17 protein-coding genes and 2 tRNA genes are annotated in these 17740 nt (G+C 49.4%); 10 read left to right on the top strand and 9 right to left on the bottom strand.

Annotated features, from left to right (window positions below; translation table 11 throughout):
• Positions 1-2: 2 nt before the first annotated feature.
• A complete protein-coding gene (locus DS731_RS18555; RefSeq protein ID WP_232373407.1) occupies positions 3-1370 on the top strand; it encodes a TolC family protein in 1368 nt (455 codons plus the stop codon).
• 38 nt (positions 1371-1408) lie between these two features.
• Here the strand turns inward: DS731_RS18555 and gpsA are convergent, their stop codons facing one another.
• Genes gpsA through DS731_RS18535 form a run of 4 tightly spaced genes read right to left on the bottom strand, consistent with a single transcriptional unit; the run spans position 1409 to position 3678 of the window.
• Positions 1409-2410: an NAD(P)H-dependent glycerol-3-phosphate dehydrogenase gene (gpsA, locus tag DS731_RS18550; RefSeq protein WP_119502718.1), complete on the bottom strand. Its 1002-nt coding sequence runs from the start codon at positions 2408-2410 to the stop codon at positions 1409-1411.
• A gap of 11 nt (positions 2411-2421) precedes the next feature.
• The gene (gene secB, locus DS731_RS18545; RefSeq protein ID WP_119502717.1) at positions 2422-2931 is read right to left on the bottom strand and encodes a protein-export chaperone SecB; all 510 of its coding nucleotides are present in this window, start codon (positions 2929-2931) and stop codon (positions 2422-2424) included.
• 39 nt (positions 2932-2970) lie between these two features.
• Complete coding sequence (gene grxC / locus DS731_RS18540; RefSeq protein WP_119502716.1) at positions 2971-3228, bottom strand: glutaredoxin 3; 258 nt, start codon at positions 3226-3228, stop codon at positions 2971-2973.
• Between the two features lie 24 nt (positions 3229-3252).
• Positions 3253-3678, bottom strand: a complete 426-nt coding sequence (locus DS731_RS18535) for a rhodanese-like domain-containing protein (protein WP_119502715.1) — start codon at positions 3676-3678, stop codon at positions 3253-3255.
• Positions 3679-3943: 265 nt separating this feature from the next.
• Between DS731_RS18535 and DS731_RS18530 the strand changes: the two genes are divergently transcribed.
• The 3 genes from DS731_RS18530 to DS731_RS18520 all read left to right on the top strand — a co-directional run bounded on the left by DS731_RS18530 (position 3944) and on the right by DS731_RS18520 (position 6579).
• Positions 3944-5038 carry a murein hydrolase activator EnvC family protein gene (locus tag DS731_RS18530; protein ID WP_119503498.1) on the top strand — a complete coding sequence of 365 codons (1095 nt, stop codon included), beginning with the start codon at positions 3944-3946 and terminating at the stop codon, positions 5036-5038.
• Positions 5039-5277: 239 nt separating this feature from the next.
• Complete coding sequence (locus tag DS731_RS18525) at positions 5278-6075, top strand: divergent polysaccharide deacetylase family protein (RefSeq protein ID WP_161599180.1); 798 nt, start codon at positions 5278-5280, stop codon at positions 6073-6075.
• Between the two features lie 78 nt (positions 6076-6153).
• On the top strand, positions 6154-6579 hold the full coding sequence (locus DS731_RS18520; RefSeq protein ID WP_119502713.1) for a MerC domain-containing protein: 426 nt from the start codon (positions 6154-6156) through the stop codon (positions 6577-6579).
• Between the two features lie 5 nt (positions 6580-6584).
• On the opposite strand, the gene DS731_RS18515 is transcribed toward DS731_RS18520, so the two are convergent.
• From DS731_RS18515 to rsgA, 4 genes are all read right to left on the bottom strand, one after another.
• The gene (locus tag DS731_RS18515) at positions 6585-7292 is read right to left on the bottom strand and encodes a glycerophosphodiester phosphodiesterase (protein WP_119502712.1); all 708 of its coding nucleotides are present in this window, start codon (positions 7290-7292) and stop codon (positions 6585-6587) included.
• Positions 7293-8165 (bottom strand): DMT family transporter, encoded by an 873-nt coding sequence (locus DS731_RS18510; protein ID WP_119502711.1) that lies wholly within the window; start codon positions 8163-8165, stop codon positions 7293-7295.
• A 2-nt stretch (positions 8166-8167) separates the two neighbouring features.
• On the bottom strand, positions 8168-9040 hold the full coding sequence (asd, locus tag DS731_RS18505; RefSeq protein ID WP_119502710.1) for an archaetidylserine decarboxylase: 873 nt from the start codon (positions 9038-9040) through the stop codon (positions 8168-8170).
• Between the two features lie 340 nt (positions 9041-9380).
• Positions 9381-10415 carry a small ribosomal subunit biogenesis GTPase RsgA gene (gene rsgA / locus DS731_RS18500; RefSeq protein ID WP_119502709.1) on the bottom strand — a complete coding sequence of 345 codons (1035 nt, stop codon included), beginning with the start codon at positions 10413-10415 and terminating at the stop codon, positions 9381-9383.
• An 83-nt stretch (positions 10416-10498) separates the two neighbouring features.
• On the opposite strand from rsgA, the gene orn reads away from it, so the two are divergent.
• The 3 genes from orn (at position 10499) to DS731_RS18485 (ending at position 11343) form a co-directional block, all read left to right on the top strand.
• Entirely contained in the window at positions 10499-11044 is a 546-nt protein-coding gene (gene orn, locus DS731_RS18495) for an oligoribonuclease (RefSeq protein WP_119502708.1), read from the top strand.
• A gap of 118 nt (positions 11045-11162) precedes the next feature.
• Positions 11163-11238: transfer RNA gene (locus DS731_RS18490), tRNA-Gly, on the top strand.
• Positions 11239-11267: 29 nt separating this feature from the next.
• Positions 11268-11343: transfer RNA gene (locus DS731_RS18485), tRNA-Gly, on the top strand.
• A 9-nt stretch (positions 11344-11352) separates the two neighbouring features.
• Here the strand turns inward: DS731_RS18485 and add are convergent.
• A complete protein-coding gene (add, locus tag DS731_RS18480) occupies positions 11353-12372 on the bottom strand; it encodes an adenosine deaminase (protein WP_119502707.1) in 1020 nt (339 codons plus the stop codon).
• Between the two features lie 635 nt (positions 12373-13007).
• On the opposite strand from add, the gene DS731_RS18475 reads away from it, so the two are divergent.
• From DS731_RS18475 to DS731_RS18465, 3 genes are all read left to right on the top strand, one after another.
• Positions 13008-15479 (top strand): TonB-dependent receptor, encoded by a 2472-nt coding sequence (locus DS731_RS18475; protein WP_119502706.1) that lies wholly within the window; start codon positions 13008-13010, stop codon positions 15477-15479.
• Between the two features lie 50 nt (positions 15480-15529).
• Entirely contained in the window at positions 15530-17116 is a 1587-nt protein-coding gene (locus tag DS731_RS18470; protein WP_232373406.1) for a tetratricopeptide repeat-containing sulfotransferase family protein, read from the top strand.
• Between the two features lie 103 nt (positions 17117-17219).
• Entirely contained in the window at positions 17220-17711 is a 492-nt protein-coding gene (locus DS731_RS18465; RefSeq protein ID WP_119502705.1) for a DUF4442 domain-containing protein, read from the top strand.
• Positions 17712-17740 lie beyond the last annotated feature (29 nt).

The raw sequence follows: 17740 nt of genomic DNA, 5'->3' as shown, positions 1-17740 counted from the left end.
TTTTGAAAAAATCAGGATGTTTGCTGATAGCAGCATTAATGACAGGTTGTGCTTATACCCCGTCAGACCTGGACGGACAAAAGTCAAAAACACAGCCGGATGTTTTTGATATTTATACACAGGACGGCGCCGGCGTGGACATTGCGGAAAACTGGTGGAGCGTGTTTAATTCTGAGGGGCTAAATGCACTTATGGTCCGCCTGGCGGACAGCAACCTGACACTGGAAGAAGCTGCACTGCGGCTGCAACGGGCTGAGCTGATTTTACGTCAGAGTCAGGCTGACAATATTCCGGATATTACTGCCAGTGCAAGCGGCCGCAGCGGAAAGACCTTTGATACCGGCACGGAATCAAACAGCACTTCCGGCAGTGTGGGCGTGAGTTACACCTTTGATGTATGGGGCAGTCGTGAAGCCACTCAGCTTGGCAATAAGCTGAGTATCGACAGTCAGCAGTTTTCCCGCCGTAGTGCAGCATTGCAGGTGCAGGGTTTGCTGACCAGTGAGTATTTTACTTTATTGTCACTTGAGCAACGCCTTGTCATCGCAAAACAAAACTACGAAGCGGCTGATCAACTGTATAAGCTGGTGGACATTCGCTTTCAGGAAGGGGATGCGTCGGGTATTGAGGTGAGCCAGCAACAGAACACCATGATCAGTGCCCGTGGCGAACTGTTACGGCTGAATTATCAGGCTACCTTGAGCCGCCGCGCCATTGCGGTTCTGTTGGGGGATGAAACCTTAACCGCCATCAGTGGTGAAGAAAAGCTGCTGTCATTTGTTCTGCCCGATATTGAATTGTATCAACCGGCTGCGGTGTTAAAGCAACGCCCTGACGTGCAGATTGCGGATATTGCTTTGAAGCAGGCTGATATCGATGTGTATCTGGCAGGTATTCAGGGGCTGCCGGGATTAAGCCTGAGCGGGAGCTTATCTGTCAGTGATTTGCTGGATCTGGCTTCCGGCTGGAGTGTGAGTGCCGCAATAAGCAGCGCCGCTACACTGTTCGACGGTGGCCGTATCGATGCCGGTAAGAAGATTGCCGATGTGGATTTGGCTCTGGCATGGAATAACTACCGCGCCACCACGTTAAGCGCGTCTCAATCGCTGCTGGATTCGCTGGACAACTATGCGTACCTGAAAGCAGCTTATGAACTTGATGTCGCTTCAATGGAAAACAACGCACGGTTATACCGGTTAGCTGAAATTCGCTACAAAGCCGGTGATATCGATTTTCTGAATTTGCTGAGTGCACAACGAAGCTGGTTCTCGGCACAATTGTCGGTTATAACCAGTTATCAGCAGACCTTATCGGCTGCCGCGACGATTTATCAGGAAGCGGGTGGTAAGCCTGAACTGGTTACCTTGTAGTCGTTTTATGAAAAGGTAAGAAAAGCGGGTAGCTGGTGCTACTCGCTTTTTAAATCTCTTGCCAGTAATGCCAGAGCGGCTTCTTTCGGTGGCTTACCGTGATAAAGCACTGCATATATTTGCTCACAAATAGGCATTTCCACGCCATATTGCTTCGCCAGTGCATGCACCTCTTCGGTATTGCGGTAACCCTCGACAACCTGGCCGATGTCACGCATGGCGGTGTCCACGTCTTTCCCTTGCCCCAGTGCAAGACCAAAACGGCGGTTTCTGGACTGATTGTCAGTACAGGTTAATACCAGGTCACCCAGACCGGCCATTCCCATGAAGGTTTCCGGTTGAGCACCTACTTTAACACCAAGACGGGTCAGTTCAGCCAGTCCACGGGTGATTAACGCCGTACGGGCATTGGCACCAAAGCCAAGGCCATCAGCCAGACCTGCACCGATGGCGATAACGTTTTTCACTGCGCCGCCGAGTTGCACGCCGATGAAATCAGGATTTTTGTAAACCCTGAATGAACGGCTGCAATGCAGCTTGCGGGCAAAATCATCGACCAGCGATTCACAGGTGGACGACAGTGAAATGGCAGTTGGCAGACCTGCAGCCATTTCTTTTGCGAACGTAGGGCCGGAAAGTACAGCCAGCGGATAGGTATCACCCAATACATCCAGTGCCACGTCACGCAACAGTCTGCCGGTACCCGGTTCCAGGCCTTTAGTTGCCCAGATTAACCGGTGATCGACTTTTAGCATCGGCTTGATCGTATTCAGTAAATCTTTAAAGGCATGGCTGGGAACGACAATCAGAATGTCGCGGCTGGCAGCTACCGCTTTGGAAAGATCGGCTTCTACTGTCAAAGCATCGGGGAATTTGGCGCCGGGCAGATAACGGGCGTTTTCCCTGCTGTCTGCCAGTGCCTGCATGTGAGCTTCGTCGCGGCCCCATAACAACGTGGGGTTGCTATTTCTGGCCAGACAAAAAGCAAGGGCGGTGCCATAAGACCCCGCCCCCAATACGGTTACTGAACCGGTATTCATAAAAGAGTGACTTAAGCGTCTAGCTTCTGGCCACCTTCCTGCGCTTGCTGTGCACGTTTCTGCATGTAAGCGGCGAAGATAGCGTCGAAGTTAACCGGAGCCAGGTTCAGAGCCGGGAATGTGCCACGGTTAACCAGATTTGAAATAGCTTCACGGGCATAAGGGAATAACAGGTTAGGGCAGTAAGAACCTAACAGAGGAGCTTTAGCCTGGTCCGGCATTTCCGGTGCAATCGCAAAAATACCCGCCTGTTCTACTTCGCACAGGAACGCGGTTTCTTCACCAACGGTCGCAGTAACGGTTACAGATAAAACAACTTCAAATGCATTTTCAGCCATTTTATTTGTAGACGTATCAATGTCTAATTTGATTTCCGGCTTCCATTCTTTCTGGAAGATTGCCGGTGCATTCGGAGATTCAAAAGAAATGTCTTTTGTGTAGATGCGTTGAATATTGAATTGAGGACCCTGGGCTTGCTGGCCTGCCTCTGCGCCATTGGTGTTCTGATTTTCTTCAGCCATGATAATTCCTGAATTAGTAAATACGTTCTTAACTTAAAATTATTGCGCTAACAGCGCATCGAGTTTTTGTTGTGATTCAAGAGCAAATAAATCATCACATCCGCCCACATGGGTATCGTTGATAAATATCTGCGGTACTGTCCAACCGCCGTTAGCTCTTTCTATCATCACATCGCGAAGTTCAGGGTTCACATCAATTGCGATTTCCTCGAATGCTACGCCTTTTTGCGCTAATAATGCTTTAGCACGATGACAGTAAGGGCAATGCCCCTTGGTATAAATTTCTACTTTACTCACAATCTGCTCCTGTGTTCCGGCCCGTTATTTGGCAACCGGAAGTCCGGCAGAGTTCCACGCGTTCATGCCGCCTTTCAGCACTTTCACGTTTGCGAAGCCGGCTTTGTTCATGGCCGCTGCAATACCGCGTGCGCTGTTACCCATTGCACATACAACAATAATGGGTTTGTCTTTTACGTTTTCAAGCTTTTTGAAATCTTTTGCTCTGACTTCCTCAGGTTTCAGCTGGCGGGCACCGAGAATGTGACCGGTTTTAAACTCGTTAGGCGCGCGGGTATCAAAAACAACGGCGTCTTCTTTATTTACCAGCATGGTCATTTCGTGGGTGTTTACTTCTTTTACTGATGAAGTGAAACCTGTGACATAGCTGAAAATAAGCATTGCAACTAAGGCGACCCACGCACCGGCTAACAGCATATTATTACCGGCAAACTCTACGAGCTGTTCCATTCCTAAAACCCTTACTTTACATGGAAGACTAAAAATCGATTGCAAAGTATATAGAAAAACCGCACAGAAACCAGCCTGACAGCGCATCATTGAATTAGTCGATTGCAGATGAATCCTCTATCCCGTTGATATAGTATGGACTTTGAATCAGAGTCAGGTGCTGTCAGAGGCAAAGCAACGGGTGAGTGTACAAAATTTCAATCAGGCCGGTCCGTCCGGAAAGTCCGTTCGCGGGCCTCTTCTCAGTGTCTTTTGCTGGCTATGCCTGTTCACCGTGCTGCTACCTCAGGCTTACGCTCAGGAACAACAACAGGCAAAACTCGCTGAGTTACAAGCTGAACTTAAAGCCAGACAAGCGACACTGGCAGCCAATAAGGCGAATGCCGGTGAATTGCAGGCAGCGCTGAAGCAATCTGAACTTGAAATCGCCTCCACGGCCAAATCTCTCAATGATACCTCTACACAACTGGCTGATAACCGTGAACAGCAAAAAAAGCTGGAAGCAGAACAGGAAGCGCTGAGAAAGGCCATTCTGCAGCAACAAACCATGCTTGCGAATCAGTTACGCAGTGCTTTCATGGCCGGCAACTATGACTATGCAAAGATGCTGTTTTATCAGGACGAAGCCAGTACCTTTGAACGTGTGCTGACTTATTATCAGTATCTGAGTAAAGCCCGCTCAAAGGAGATCACCACTTTCCGCTCCAATGTGGAACAGCTGGTTCAGGTTAATGAGGCACTTTCGGAGAAAGCCAGAGCGCTGAACAGCCTGCTGGCGGATCAGAAGTCTCAGCAAGCAGTGTTACTGGCCCGTCAGGCAGATCGTTCTGAAACGCTGAAAAAACTAAATCAGAAAATCGAGAGTGATGCCGCCAGAGTGAATGAACTCAAGCAGAACGAAGAAGCGCTTGTGCGTGCCATTGATGAGGCGCGCCGTCGTGCGGAATCGGCGAAATCAGAACTGGCGGGCTTATCCGGCTACAAAGGGAAGTTGTTGAAACCGGCTTCCGGACGAGTACGCAAGCTGTTCGGAACCCGTCGTCAGGGGCAGGTGCGCTGGAAAGGCATTATCATTGAAGGTGCAGAAGGTACACCGGTGAGAGTAGTGTCTCATGGCCGTGTCCTTTATTCTGACTGGCTGCGTGGTTTCGGGCTGGTAACTATTGTTGATCACGGGCAGGGCTATATGAGTGTGTATGGTCACAATCAGGCATTGCTGAAGCAAGCCGGAGATACGGTGGGCGACGGTGAAACGATTGCTTTGGTCGGACAAAGTGGCGGACAGAACTATCCTAATCTATACTTTGAAATCCGGCACAAGGGCAAGGCTCTTAATCCCTCAAGCTGGCTGGATCTCTGATATTCCGGCGAACTGAGCGGCCACCTGAAAAATTGTTCAAAAAATGTCAAAAAAAGCGCATTTGAAATTTCATATTTCGAAGATCACTGTTATGCTCAATATGTATGGAATGCAATACTAAATAAATAACCCGTATGGACGCAGGGTAACAAAGGTCATAAGAACCTTATAATTACACTATTAAAATAATAGGCGTGCGCTTGCTAAAAATTTGTTTACTCAAAAGAACTGACCGTCAGTTGGTTGATTGGTTTGCGTTGTTTTGGGGTGTGTTGTTTGCACTCTTCTGTCTACCAGTCGCGGCTGCAAGTGTCCAACCAAAAGTCGTCGTTATTATCGACGATATCGGACATCGTTTCTCTGACCGCAGGGCGCTTGACCTGCCAAGAGAAGTGACGTTCTCGATTCTTCCTGATGCTCCCATGACTACTGAAATGTCCGAACTGGCTCATGCCCAGGGGCGGGATATAATGTTACACATGCCGATGGAATCCTTTGATGGCCAGGAAATGGGGCCTGACGGATTGAGTGTAGGTATGTTTGAAACTCAGATGGAACTTCAATTTGCCCGTGCAATGGAAAGTGTGCCTTATGCGATTGGCGTGAACAATCACATGGGAAGCAGGCTGACCAGCATGTTCAATCCGATGCGCTCTTTTATGGATTTGCTGAAGCAACGAAATTTATTCTTCGTTGACAGCCGTACATCCGTGAAAACTGTGGCGGAGGAAGCCGCATTGCACGCCGGGATCCCGGTAGCACGAAGGCATGTGTTTCTCGACCATGTCATCGACGAAGCGGCCATTGAGAAAGAGTTCGATCGTATGTTGCTGCTTGCCCGTGAAACGGGGACCGCTGTTGCCATTGCTCATCCGCACAGGCTGACCATGAAAATCCTGCAAAAGCGTTTGCCTGAGCTGGAAGAAATGGGGATCAGACTGTCGACGGTCAGCGATTTATTCGAGCCTGAACCGGCGATGATGGCACAGCAAAAGTCAGAGGACACGATGAGGCCACAGATGGTCGCGCCGAATTAATCCTTTTTTTGGGATTGTAATTTTGAATTTCGCCAAGACTGTTATATTATAACGTCCCTTTTGCTGGCGAGGCGAGAAATGTCCCGAATTCAGGATGCTGACAATCCGACTAAATTAGACAGGCTGGGTATATGGATATCCAGCTTGTGTGCGTTGCATTGTCTTGCTTTGCCTTTGTTGCTGCCGCTGATCCCGCTTATCGGCTCAACGTTCTTCGCGCAACTTTGGTTTGAGCGCACCATTCTTACTATTTCCATGCTGATAGGTGCTGTAGCACTGATTAACGGCGCGGTGCGTTATCACGGGCAATATTATCCGCTGGTTCTGTTATTTTCAGGCGGGGTTATTTACTGGTTCAAAGATATATTCGGGCACGACTACGAACCCTTCACCATTGCCACCGGCGCGCTGCTTATTGTTGCCGGCCACTGGATAAACATGCGTTTGTGCCGCCAGTGCCGCTGTTGCCGCAATACGGTACTATCCCAGCATCTCGCAAAGTAACACGGTTAACACATCCGTCGCGTAGCATTCAGCGTTTCGCATGCTACGTCCGGCACATTGCTGAAAATCCCGTCCACACCCCATTGCTGAAGTAACAGCATATCCTCAGGGTTATCCACAGTGTAAACGAACACCTTATAGCCCTCAGCCTTTGCCCGGCTGACATAACGTTCTTCAACAATATCCAGTGCAATGTGTAATGACCAGGGCTTTAGTGAGTCTGCGAACTGCAGTAAACCGGTATGAATACTGGCGGTAAGTGCACCGGTTTTAAGGTCCGGTCTGGCGAGGCTGATCTCTGCAAGCCATTGATGATTAAAAGACGATATCACCATTGAGTCTGTGCTGGCGCCGCTTTCTTCACATGCGCGGTCAAAGGCGCTGAGCCAGCGGGCGGTGTCTGTCAGCCCTTTGATTTCAACATTGCATAACGCATCTTCAGGCAGGGTAGCCAGGGTTTCTGCAAGAAACGGAATACGCTCACCCTGACCGGCATCCAGTGAGCGCAGATAGTCTGTTGTTTGATCGGCAACCCGCCCCCGGCCATTCGTGGTTCTGTGTAACCAGCGGTCATGAAACACCATGATGTCATCGCCGATCTGATAAGTATCGAACTCAACACCGTGTGCTCCCATGGCGAATCCGAGCCTGAAGGCCAGCAACGTGTTCTCCGGTGCCGCCTTACTTGCTCCGCGATGAGCGAGTACTATCATTTACTTGTCCTGGTTATGGAGCTTTTGCGCGTTCATGGTTTCGTAAATGGAGGCTGATGTCACCAGTATGCCACCTATTAACGCTTTCCAGCCCGGAGACTCATGTAAAATTAGCATAGCCAGGATTACGCCGTACAGTGGCTGCATGCAGGCAATCAGAGAAAAAGTTTTTGCCCGCAAGTGGATGAGCGCGGTTGCTATAAGCGCGTGGGGTACTGCGGTAAACATGGAGCCGAGAACGGCCAGCAGCAACCATGTATCAAAGGTGGCATCACTGAGGTGTTCACTGGCAAAAGGCAGCAGGCAGGCTATCACCACCAGGATTTGCCAGGCCATGGCCTTCGCACCTGAATAGTGAGAAAAGTGCTGGCGGTGAAGCAGGTTTCTCAGGGCATAAAGCACGGCAGAAAAAATACCGGTCAGCACACCCAATGTCACCTCGTTTTCCAGCGATATTTCCGGCACCAGCAGCGCCACGCCCACAAAAACAATTAATGCACTGAAGAAGTCCTGCCAGACAAGCCGGATTTTCTCGAAGAAGGGTTCAATAAGAACGGTTATGACCGGGAAGGTAAACAGGGCAATCATACCCACGGCAACACCGGCGTATTGCATCGCCGCGAAGTAAGTTACCCAATGCACGGCCATCAGACCACCCAGCAACAGTGCAATACCGTAATCACGTTTGTTGTTCAGTCTGAAGGTTTCACCGGCCAGACGCATGAATACGGCAAGGCACAGACAGGCAAATACCGAGCGCCCGAAAGTAATATCCGTTGCGCTCAAGGGAATAATATTTGAAAAAAGGCCTGTGCCGCCCAGTAAGATAACGGTGATATGAAGTGTTATCAGGCTTCGTTTAACAGGATCCACAATCAGGCAGTTTTATTTGCCTTCGCAAGGGCAAACACTTCCCCGAGGCGGGTAGTCATGCCTGCTTCCATATCCTCAAACTCAATCTGGTCTTTTTCAAAGCAAACCACAATGGTAGAGCCAAGTTTAAAGCGGCCCATTTCATCGCCTTTTTCCAGCTTAACGGCTGCTTCATCATCGCTTTCGTATTGCCAGTGTTGCACGTTTTTACCAGCAGGCGGTGTCACTGTGCCAGACCAGACGGTTTCGATACTGGCTACAATGGTTGCACCAACCAGTACCATAGCCATTTTTCCAACCGGGGTGTCGAAAAATGCGATTACCCGCTCATTGCGGGCAAATAATCCCGGCACATTTTCAGCAGTCAGCGGGTTAACGGAGAACAGCTCACCGGGCACATACACCATGTCCGTCAGTGTGCCTTCAACGGGCATGTGAATGCGGTGATAGTCTTTCGGCGACAGATAAATGGTCGCGAACTTACCGTTTTTGAAAGGCTTTGCCAGTTCAGGTTTGCCACCCAGTAAGGTGGTAAGGCTGTAATTGTGGCCTTTCGCCTGAAAAATACTGTCCTGATGAATGTCACCAAACTGGCTGACTGCACCGTCAACTGCCTGGATCAGCACATCATCACCTTCTGCAATTTGACGGACTTCAGGTTTCAGCTGACGGGTGAAGAATTCATTGAAGGTTTTGTAGTGCTCCGGATGGGGATACAGCGCTTCGCTCATATCCACATTGTATTTCTTGATGAAAAATTTGATAAACGCTGTGGTCACGCCGCCGGCTTCAGCAGCCGCAAACTTACCAACCAGGCGGGATAAAAGATGCTTGGGCAAAATATATTGAAGGTTAACCTTGAACCAGTCCAGCACGGGCACTCCGAAAAATAATAGTTATCTAGTTTCTGTCGCGGATGATTGTACAACAAGTTGTAAACAAACGGATGCACTTTACCGTTATGGGCCATCAGTGTTTGATATAAGCGGAAGGGGAAAAAGGATTAAAAGCGGTTAGCCCTTCTGTCAGGGAGCGGCGCTGTCTTCGTGAACACGCCGTAAACACATCCCTGTGGGCTTCTCGTTTCGGGCATCCATTCTTTTACAATCTTTGCGCCAGATAGTTCACGCAGGCAATTCCGTCTCCGTGGCGGGAAGGGCTTACGGTTCTGTTATCCAAATCCGGCTCTTCAGCGCTGTGCATGTATCAGCTTTTTTAAAACGGATTGGTATAGCTCGGGCGCTGTTCGTCCATGGTCGCCAGAATGCGGTGGTAGCTGTCGAAGCGGGCGCTGCTGATTTTTCCTTCTTCTACTGCTTCACGGATGAGACAGCCGGGATCGTTCATGTGTTTGCAGTCGCGGAATTTACAACCGCCCAGATAATCACGAAACTCGATGAAGCCGCGGGTGATTTGCTCTACCGGCATATGCCATAAGCTGAATTCCCTTACGCCCGGGGAATCGATAAGATCGCCACCATCAGGGAAATGAAGTAATTTTGCTGCGGTGGTGGTGTGCTGACCAAGACCGGAGTTATCTGATATTTCACCGACCAGTTCATCGGCATCCGGCAGCACCTGATTAATGATACTGGATTTGCCCACACCGGACTGGCCTACAAAAACACTGACTTTGTCATTCAGACAGGTTTTCAGTTCGTCCAGGCCGTCACCGCGCTTGCAACTGGTATAAATTAATCTGTAACCCAGAGATTCATACACCGCCAGTTGCTGTTTTACCGTGTCGAATTCTTCGTTGCTCAGTAACTCGGTTTTGTTGAGGATGAGAACGGGGGCAATGCCGGTATCTTCGCAGGCAACCAGATAGCGGTCGATGATATTCAGAGATAAATCGGGCTTTACCGCACTGACAACAATGATCTGGTCGATATTCGCGGCGATGGGTTTCACGCCGTCGTAATAGTCCGGCCGGGTAAGCACGGAACGGCGATCGCGGACGATTTCAATCACGCCACTGACACCGGACTCGTTTTCATTACCAGTGTCGAACAGGACATCATCACCGCAAACCACCGATTCGATAGTCCGGCGGATGTGACAGCGGTACACCGTACCCTGCTGATCTTCAACGTCTGCGTGCTTGCCGAAACGACCGACAACCCGGCCGGGGATCAGGTTGGCGGCATCAATCTGCTTTTCAGGATCAGATGCTTTATCTTTCAGCCGGCGGGCCCGGTTTGCTGCAACCTGGCGCTTCTGGCGGTGTGTCAGTTTTGGTTTTTTTGCCACGATTTCCTGCAAAGTTAACGTATACTTGACCAATGATACCGTTTGTCAGGCCCGTGTGCCATGTTAAAGACGAGGAAACTAGAATGACAAAACACGATGGCAATTTAGTCTGGATTGATATGGAAATGACAGGGCTGGACCCTGAAACCTGTAAGGTGCTGGAAATTGCCACTATCGTCACTGACCCGCAGCTCAATGTACTGGCAGAAGGGCCGGTCATAGCTGTACACCAGCCGGATGCGATTTTAGATGGTATGGATGAGTGGTGCACCCGTGTGCACGGTAACAGCGGGCTCACTGCCAGATGCCGCGAGAGTCAAATTGATGAAGCCGAAGCTGCTAAACAAACCATCGCATTTTTGAGTGATTACGTAGATGCCGGAAAATCGCCCCTGTGTGGCAATACTATCGGACAGGATCGCCGTTTTATGGTGAAGTATATGCCGGAACTGGAAGCGTATTTTCACTACCGCAGTATAGATGTGAGCACGATTAAGGAACTGGTTAAGCGCTGGCAGCCGGAAATTCTCGACGGTTTCACGAAGAAAGGTGTGCATCTGGCACTGGACGATATTCGCGAGTCTATAGCGGAATTGCAGTATTACCGGGAAAAAGTGTTTACGATTTAAGCGAACGAACCGGTATTTCGAAAAAAATTCAAATTAAGTGTTGCGCATCGCCGGGATTTTTGTAAAATGCGCTCCACTTTTGCGAAGGGCCACTTTCGCAAAACGACTGAACCGGTATGCGGGAATAGCTCAGTTGGTAGAGCACGACCTTGCCAAGGTCGGGGTCGCGAGTTCGAATCTCGTTTCCCGCTCCAATTCTTCAGTCATCACCAAGTCTTTTGTTGCGGGAATAGCTCAGTTGGTAGAGCACGACCTTGCCAAGGTCGGGGTCGCGAGTTCGAATCTCGTTTCCCGCTCCAATTCTTCATCTATATTTCTTGATTTTCCGACACATAATCCTGCAAATCTGCAAGGTATGCCTGTTTCTGTGCATCCGGTAACCAGCTCGCTTTGAAACTGTTTTCTGCCAGTGTCACCAGCTCTTTAACGGTAAAGTCACCTTCTTCCTGAAGGGCAATAAAATTCTCATTCAAATAAGCACGAAAGTAAGACGGATCGTCAGAATTGATGCACGGCATCAGTCCGTATTGCAGCATCTTTTTGATTTCAGCAGAGGTCAGTGACTGCACTACAAAGCGATTGGACACCGGACATACGGTCAGGCCCAGTTTTTTCTCTCTGGCAAGGTTACATAATTCCTCAGATTCCAGAATGTTGACGCCATGGTCTATGCGGTCAACGCCAATATCTTCTATCACCTGGCGGATGTGCTCTACGGTATTATCCTGGTTTACATCGCAGTGCATGGTGAGTTTCAGGCCCATACTACGGGCTTTTTCAAAAACAGCGCTGAATTTAGCCGGCGGGTTATTTTTTTCGTCAGAATCCAGCCCCACGCCAATGATTTTATCCAGGTGGGGTTGCACCATCATCAGGTGTTCCATAGCGGATTCAGCAGACATGTCCCGCAGGAAACATAAAATGAGATTGGTCTGCACACCCAGTTCAGCAGCGGCATCACTGCGAGCGCGGTGAATACCGTTTATCACAGTATCAAAACTCACACCACGGCTGGTATGTGCCTGCGGGTCGAAAAACAGCTCAACATATACAATGTTTTGTGTGGCGGCTTTGCGCAGGTAATGCATGGTGAGCTGATAAAAGTCAGATTCATCTTTCAGTACACTCATGCCTGCATAATAGATATCCAGAAAAGAGGGCAGGTCATGGAAGTTATAAGCTGCAATCATTTCCTGCGGTGTCTTAGCCTGTAACGACACATTATTTTTCTGCGCCAGAGCGAAACTTAATTCCGGCTCCAGTGTGCCTTCAATATGCACGTGAAGTTCTGCCTTGGGCAACTTCTCTAAAAAGGGTCTTAATTCCATAAATACCGCCGTCTGATAATGAACAGGAAAAAACTGTTCTGTTTTATAGTCAGCAAAAACTCAGCAAAAACTGAGCCTGACCGGGTCAGACTTAGCAGGAAGTCATGATTTAAATGAGTCCGGAATTTCTGGCACTACCGGGAAAGCAGTAAACACACTGGCGGACTCTGCTTGTCGCTGTCACTCAACGTAAAAAGGCAGGTAAACAAATTAAACATTCGGGGATTTATTCACGTTAACATTTTATTAATGAATTTCTATTCAATTTTTGGCGCGCGATGCTGGTGCAATAACCGCTGAAGTTGCACGAAAGTCTTGCTTACTATGTCTTATACGGCGTGCCGGTGTGGTGCGGTCAGCCGGAACAGATAGTGTTGGAAGATTATCTTTCCATTTATATGCATTTTTATTCATTTTTAAGTGTTTGTGGCGTAGCTTTTCCAGTAAAATTAAACAACCAGACGGCACAAAACGTGCGCTCCGGGTGATATGCAACGGTATGCCAATACGGTTGCCACGTCCGGCGACACTTTTGATGTTTCACTCCGCACTGTCCGGAGTGAACAAAGTGAAGTCTGCAAGCGCAAGATTCATCAGGCCGGACGACGTATCCGGTTTCAGGAGAACACACAAACATGAAATCATTTCCCCGTAGCGGATTTGTATATTCCGCTATAGCCGGTGCTATTGCCGGCGCACTGGCATCGCCGCAGGTTCTGGCACAGGAAGCTCAGGCCACAGAAAAGCAAATCGAGAAGGTTGAAGTTACTGCAACCCGCCGCAGCGGTTCATTGCAGGAAGTGCCGATTAATATCTCTGCACTGACTTCAGACGTTATGGCTCAGCAGGATATTGAGGATCTCGATGACGTTGCCCGCTGGGTGCCCGGCCTGACAGTAACCGATCAGGGCGGTCGCTCTGACTCTCCTGTTATTGTGCGTGGTTTGAACACCAATTCTTCCGGTCCAAGTTCTGATGGTGGCACGGTTGCTACCTATTTCGGTGAAATTCCTTTATTTCTGAACATGCGTCTTATTGACGTTGACCGTGTTGAAGTACTGATTGGTCCGCAGGGAACCTTATACGGGGCCGGTACACTGGGCGGGGCTATCCGTTATATTCCTAAAGCGGTGGATCTGGATTTCACCTCAGGAGAGGTATTCGGTGATGCATACAGTGTCAGCGAAAGTGATTCTTTAGGCGGTGAAGGCGGCTTTATTTTCAACGCGCCGCTGATCGACGGTGAAATGGGTGTGCGCATGTCGCTTAACTATTTCAATAATCCGGGCTTTCTGGATTACAACTACGTAGTGCGGGAAGGCGGTGTATCTCTGCCTGATCCGGATTGGAACGACGATGCGGCAGTATCAGAAAATCTACGCCGCGTTGAAGATGCCAACGGAGAAGACACGTTAACTGCCCGCATAGCGCTGCGCTGGGTACCGAACGACTGGCTGGACGGTACATTAAGCTACTTCTATCAGAAGCAGGAAGTTGAAGGACGCTCAATCACGCAATTTGATGCGCTGGCCGCTAATAATCCGCTGAGCGATGTGATTGGTCCCTATGAGTCGGCTTACCGCTACGAAGAGCCCCGTGAGAAAGAAGATGAATTACTCAGCCTTGAGTTGAAAGCGGATCTGGGCTTTGCTGAGCTGGTATCTGCTACCGGCTATTCACAATTCGATGCAATTGGTCAGCGGGATCAAACCGATCTGCTCATCCGTCTGGACTACAGTTATGAAGAGTTTCCTGCGTTTTCTGCCTACACCGAAGAAGTGGACGAGCGTAAAATTCTGACTCAGGAATTGCGTCTGGTTTCACAGGCGGAAGGTCCGTTAAGCTGGATTGCAGGCTTCTACTACAATAAAACGGAATACGACGGCTACAGTAAAGAATTTACCCCGGGCTTTGATGAATATGCCATTGATGTCTGGGAAGTTGGCGGAAACTACCGTCCTGATTCGCTGGAATACTACTCAGTCAGCAACACAGAAACTACCGAGTCAGCGTTTTACGGTGAAGTCAGCTACGAAGTGAATGAAAAGCTCAATGTGACACTGGGTATGCGTGCATATCAGTACGACATCGAGTCAGCCTCTGCTATTGACTTACCGTTGTACTACTCAGTGTTTGAAGGTCGCGGTGAAGACTCCATTGAACTGGATTACAGTTCTGCACCGGCGGATGATTCAGGTACATTGTTTAAATTCAATGCCAGCTATCAGTTCGATGACAACACAATGGGTTATGTGACCATAAGTGAAGGTTTCCGTATTGGTGGTGCTAACGGTGTTGGTGCCTGCCCGTCTGATATTGATGATATCGCCACGCAGATTGTTTGTGCTTTGCCTGATGAGCAAAATTACGAGCCGGATACCACTACCAACTACGAACTCGGCCTGAAGAGCAGCTACTTTAAGAACCGTTTGCAGCTGAATCTTGCCCTGTTTAACGTGGACTGGGATGATGCACAGGTAGGCGGTGCGACCATTAACGGTCAGCAACCCATTACCACGAATGCCGAAGGGGCTAACTCCAGGGGTGCTGAAATCTCAGTGCGTGCACTGGCAACCGATAACATCACCCTTTACGCCACCTATTCAAAAACCATTGCCAAGCTGACTGCTGATGTGCCGTTCCTGTTCGGTGTATTCGGAGAGCAGGGCAGTGCATTGCAGGATTACTACGACGGTAAAGATGGCGACCGCCTGCCGGGTTCTCCTGAACAACAGTTCTCATTCGGTGTGAACTACGCCACTGAAGTCCTGGACGGCAAGATGCTGGATCTTAACTACGGCTTAACCGCTCAGGATGATGTATTCTCGACGGTTGGCCTGCGCCAGAATGGTGAGGCACTGCCGGGTTATGCAGTCAGTAACTTTAACGCGAAGTTGTCTGACGAAGTATGGAGTGTCACTTTCTACATTGATAACCTGTTCGACAAGTATGCCTATACTTCCGTACGTCGTGACCGCGGTGATATGGGACTGGCGACGTTTGCCTCCATGACACCTAACGGTACCGAACTATTACGTAACTACGGCCACTACGTGTTAACACCACGCACCGTCGGGTTGAAATTCAACTATCAGTTCGAACTGTAACGGATGGTTTATGTTAGGCTAAAGGCACCGCTAAGGTGCCTTTATTTTTTATGATGGAAATAAGAGAACACTGTTTACTGACTGCGAAGCAGGCAATTAACAACAAACAATACCCGCAGGCACACCAGGCGCTTGTGCAGGCCATCAGGCAAACCGGTGACTTTGAAGAAGCCTATTTCCTGCTGGGTATTATTCACATTGAAATGATGCAAATCAGTAAGGCAGCAGCCCTGCTGGAAAAAGCCGTGAGCCTTGGCGGAACGGCAAAAACTTATGTTTATCTGGCGAAGTGCTATGCCCTTCAGGGCAATATGACAGAGGCGAAAGCCGCTGCGGCAAACGCGCCGGTTTCTGCACTTGACGATGCTTTATCTCTGGACACAGCCGGTGTGGCATTAAGCCGTGCGGGTGATCACCATACTGCGCTTAACTATTTTGAAAAAGCGCTTCAGCTGGCACCGGATAATCCTGCTTTTTATTACAATACCGGTGTTTCTGCCAAGTTCGCCGGTGATTTTGGCCGGGCTAAGGAAGCATTTGAAACGGCAATCCGCCTTGCGCCCGCATACAGTCAGGCACATTTCGCTTTATCAGACTTAGAAACCAGCCCGGATAATCCTCGCAGGATAGCCGCACTGGAAGCACTGGATGCCAGGCTGGCTGAGCGTCAACCCCCTGATATTGATGGCAGATTGCATGTGGCCCACGCATTGGCGAAAGAATGGGAAGCGAAAAAGGAATACGGCGAGGCGTTTACGCTTCTTAAACGGGCGAAATCAGAAAAACTGGCAACACTGCCGCGTCATGACAGCGACTTTTCAGCGGTATTCGATATGCTGGAGCGCATTGACCTTGAGCCGCCGGTAAACACGCAACCGGTCACAGGCCGGCACACCCCGTTATTCGTCACCGGCATGCCCCGTTCGGGCACTACGCTGGCAGAGCGTATTTTGTCGAACCATACCCGAGTGGCTTCAGGCGGTGAGTTACAGGACTTCGGTGTCAGTGTGAAGGAAATCGTGCGCACGCCCTCACAAGTGGTCCTTGATGCTGAAACGCTGACAAAAGGGATGCAGGCAGACAGCCCGGCCATGGGGAAGCGTTACCTTGAGCGTACCGCTCATCTTACCGGCGGCAAGCCATATCTGGTTGATAAACTGCCATTTAATTTCTTTTATATACCGCTTATCCGCAAAGCACTGCCGCAGGCACGCATTGTGTGTATGCTCCGTCATCCCATGGATACCTGTACCGGCAACTTTCGTCAGTTGTTTTCAATAAACAGCCCTTACTATAGCTATGCCTATGACATTGATACGATCGGGCGGGTGTATACCCGGTTTTACCATCTGATGCAGCGGTGGGCAAAACAGGCACCTGACCAGATATACCTGCAATCCTATGAAGCGCTGGTCACAGACCCTGCGGGAGAAATTAAAAAGCTGCTCGGGTTTTGCGGTTTGCCCTGGGAGGAAAAGTGTTTGCACGTGGAGCAAAACGACAAACCGGTATCTACGGCCAGTAAAGTACAGGTAAGAGAAGCCATCAATGCAAAGTCTGTAGGAAACTGGCGCAGATACGAAGCGTATCTTGCAGACCTCGCCGCTCAGTTTGAGAAAAACGGTGTACCTTACTGAAGTCTGAGAGCGCTGGTACATGCCACATAGGCTGGTCGGATGACTTGATTTTCATCTGACCAGCGGCTACTCTCACTGGTCTAACCAGAATAAGAGAAGCAAGATGGCAAAACCGAATCCACTGAGACAGTTTGCTTTAAAAGCAAATAAATACCCCTCCTTTATCAGCCGCCGGTTGATGACTGCTATGTTCCGCCATACGGTTAAACTCGCGGGCACGGCTAAACTGGATATTCTTGCTTCAGATCTCACATCGGTCACGTTTCAGATTAAAAACCGTAAGCGGGTTCAGAATCACATTGGCAGTGTGCATGCTGCAGCCATGGGCTTGCTGGCGGAATCTGCCACGGGTTTTATCGTCGGGGTAAATCTGCCGGGAGACAAACTTCCGCTGATCAAATACATGAACCTGAAGTACGTAAAGCGGGCTGAAGGCGATATGAAAGCGGAAGCGGTGCTGACAACGGAACAAATAGCTCTTATGCAGACGGAAGAAAAAGGTGAGGTGCTTGTTCAGGTTAAAGTGACTGATGCAAACCACATCGAACCGGTGATTTGTGAAATGTGCTGGGCCTGGGTGCCAAAGAAAAAATGACAGTAATATTAAGATCTGTGTAAAAAGCG

The organism is Alteromonas sp. RKMC-009 (assembly GCF_003584565.2).
Taxonomy (GTDB): Bacteria; Pseudomonadota; Gammaproteobacteria; order Enterobacterales; family Alteromonadaceae; genus Alteromonas.
This window is presented reverse-complemented; position numbering and strand designations above follow the sequence as displayed.

Bases quoted from the DNA above. Each gene is read 5' to 3' on its own strand.
- gpsA (WP_119502718.1), bottom strand. From the start codon at position 2,410: ATGAATACCGGTTCAGTAACCGTATTGGGGGCGGGGTCTTATGGCACC.
- secB (WP_119502717.1), bottom strand. From the start codon at position 2,931: ATGGCTGAAGAAAATCAGAACACCAATGGCGCAGAGGCAGGCCAGCAA.
- DS731_RS18535 (WP_119502715.1), bottom strand. From the start codon at position 3,678: ATGGAACAGCTCGTAGAGTTTGCCGGTAATAATATGCTGTTAGCCGGT.
- DS731_RS18520 (WP_119502713.1), top strand. From the start codon at position 6,154: ATGTCCCGAATTCAGGATGCTGACAATCCGACTAAATTAGACAGGCTG.
- DS731_RS18515 (WP_119502712.1), bottom strand. From the start codon at position 7,292: ATGATAGTACTCGCTCATCGCGGAGCAAGTAAGGCGGCACCGGAGAAC.
- orn (WP_119502708.1), top strand. From the start codon at position 10,499: ATGACAAAACACGATGGCAATTTAGTCTGGATTGATATGGAAATGACA.
- add (WP_119502707.1), bottom strand. From the start codon at position 12,372: ATGGAATTAAGACCCTTTTTAGAGAAGTTGCCCAAGGCAGAACTTCAC.
- DS731_RS18475 (WP_119502706.1), top strand. From the start codon at position 13,008: ATGAAATCATTTCCCCGTAGCGGATTTGTATATTCCGCTATAGCCGGT.
- DS731_RS18470 (WP_232373406.1), top strand. From the start codon at position 15,530: ATGATGGAAATAAGAGAACACTGTTTACTGACTGCGAAGCAGGCAATT.
- DS731_RS18465 (WP_119502705.1), top strand. From the start codon at position 17,220: ATGGCAAAACCGAATCCACTGAGACAGTTTGCTTTAAAAGCAAATAAA.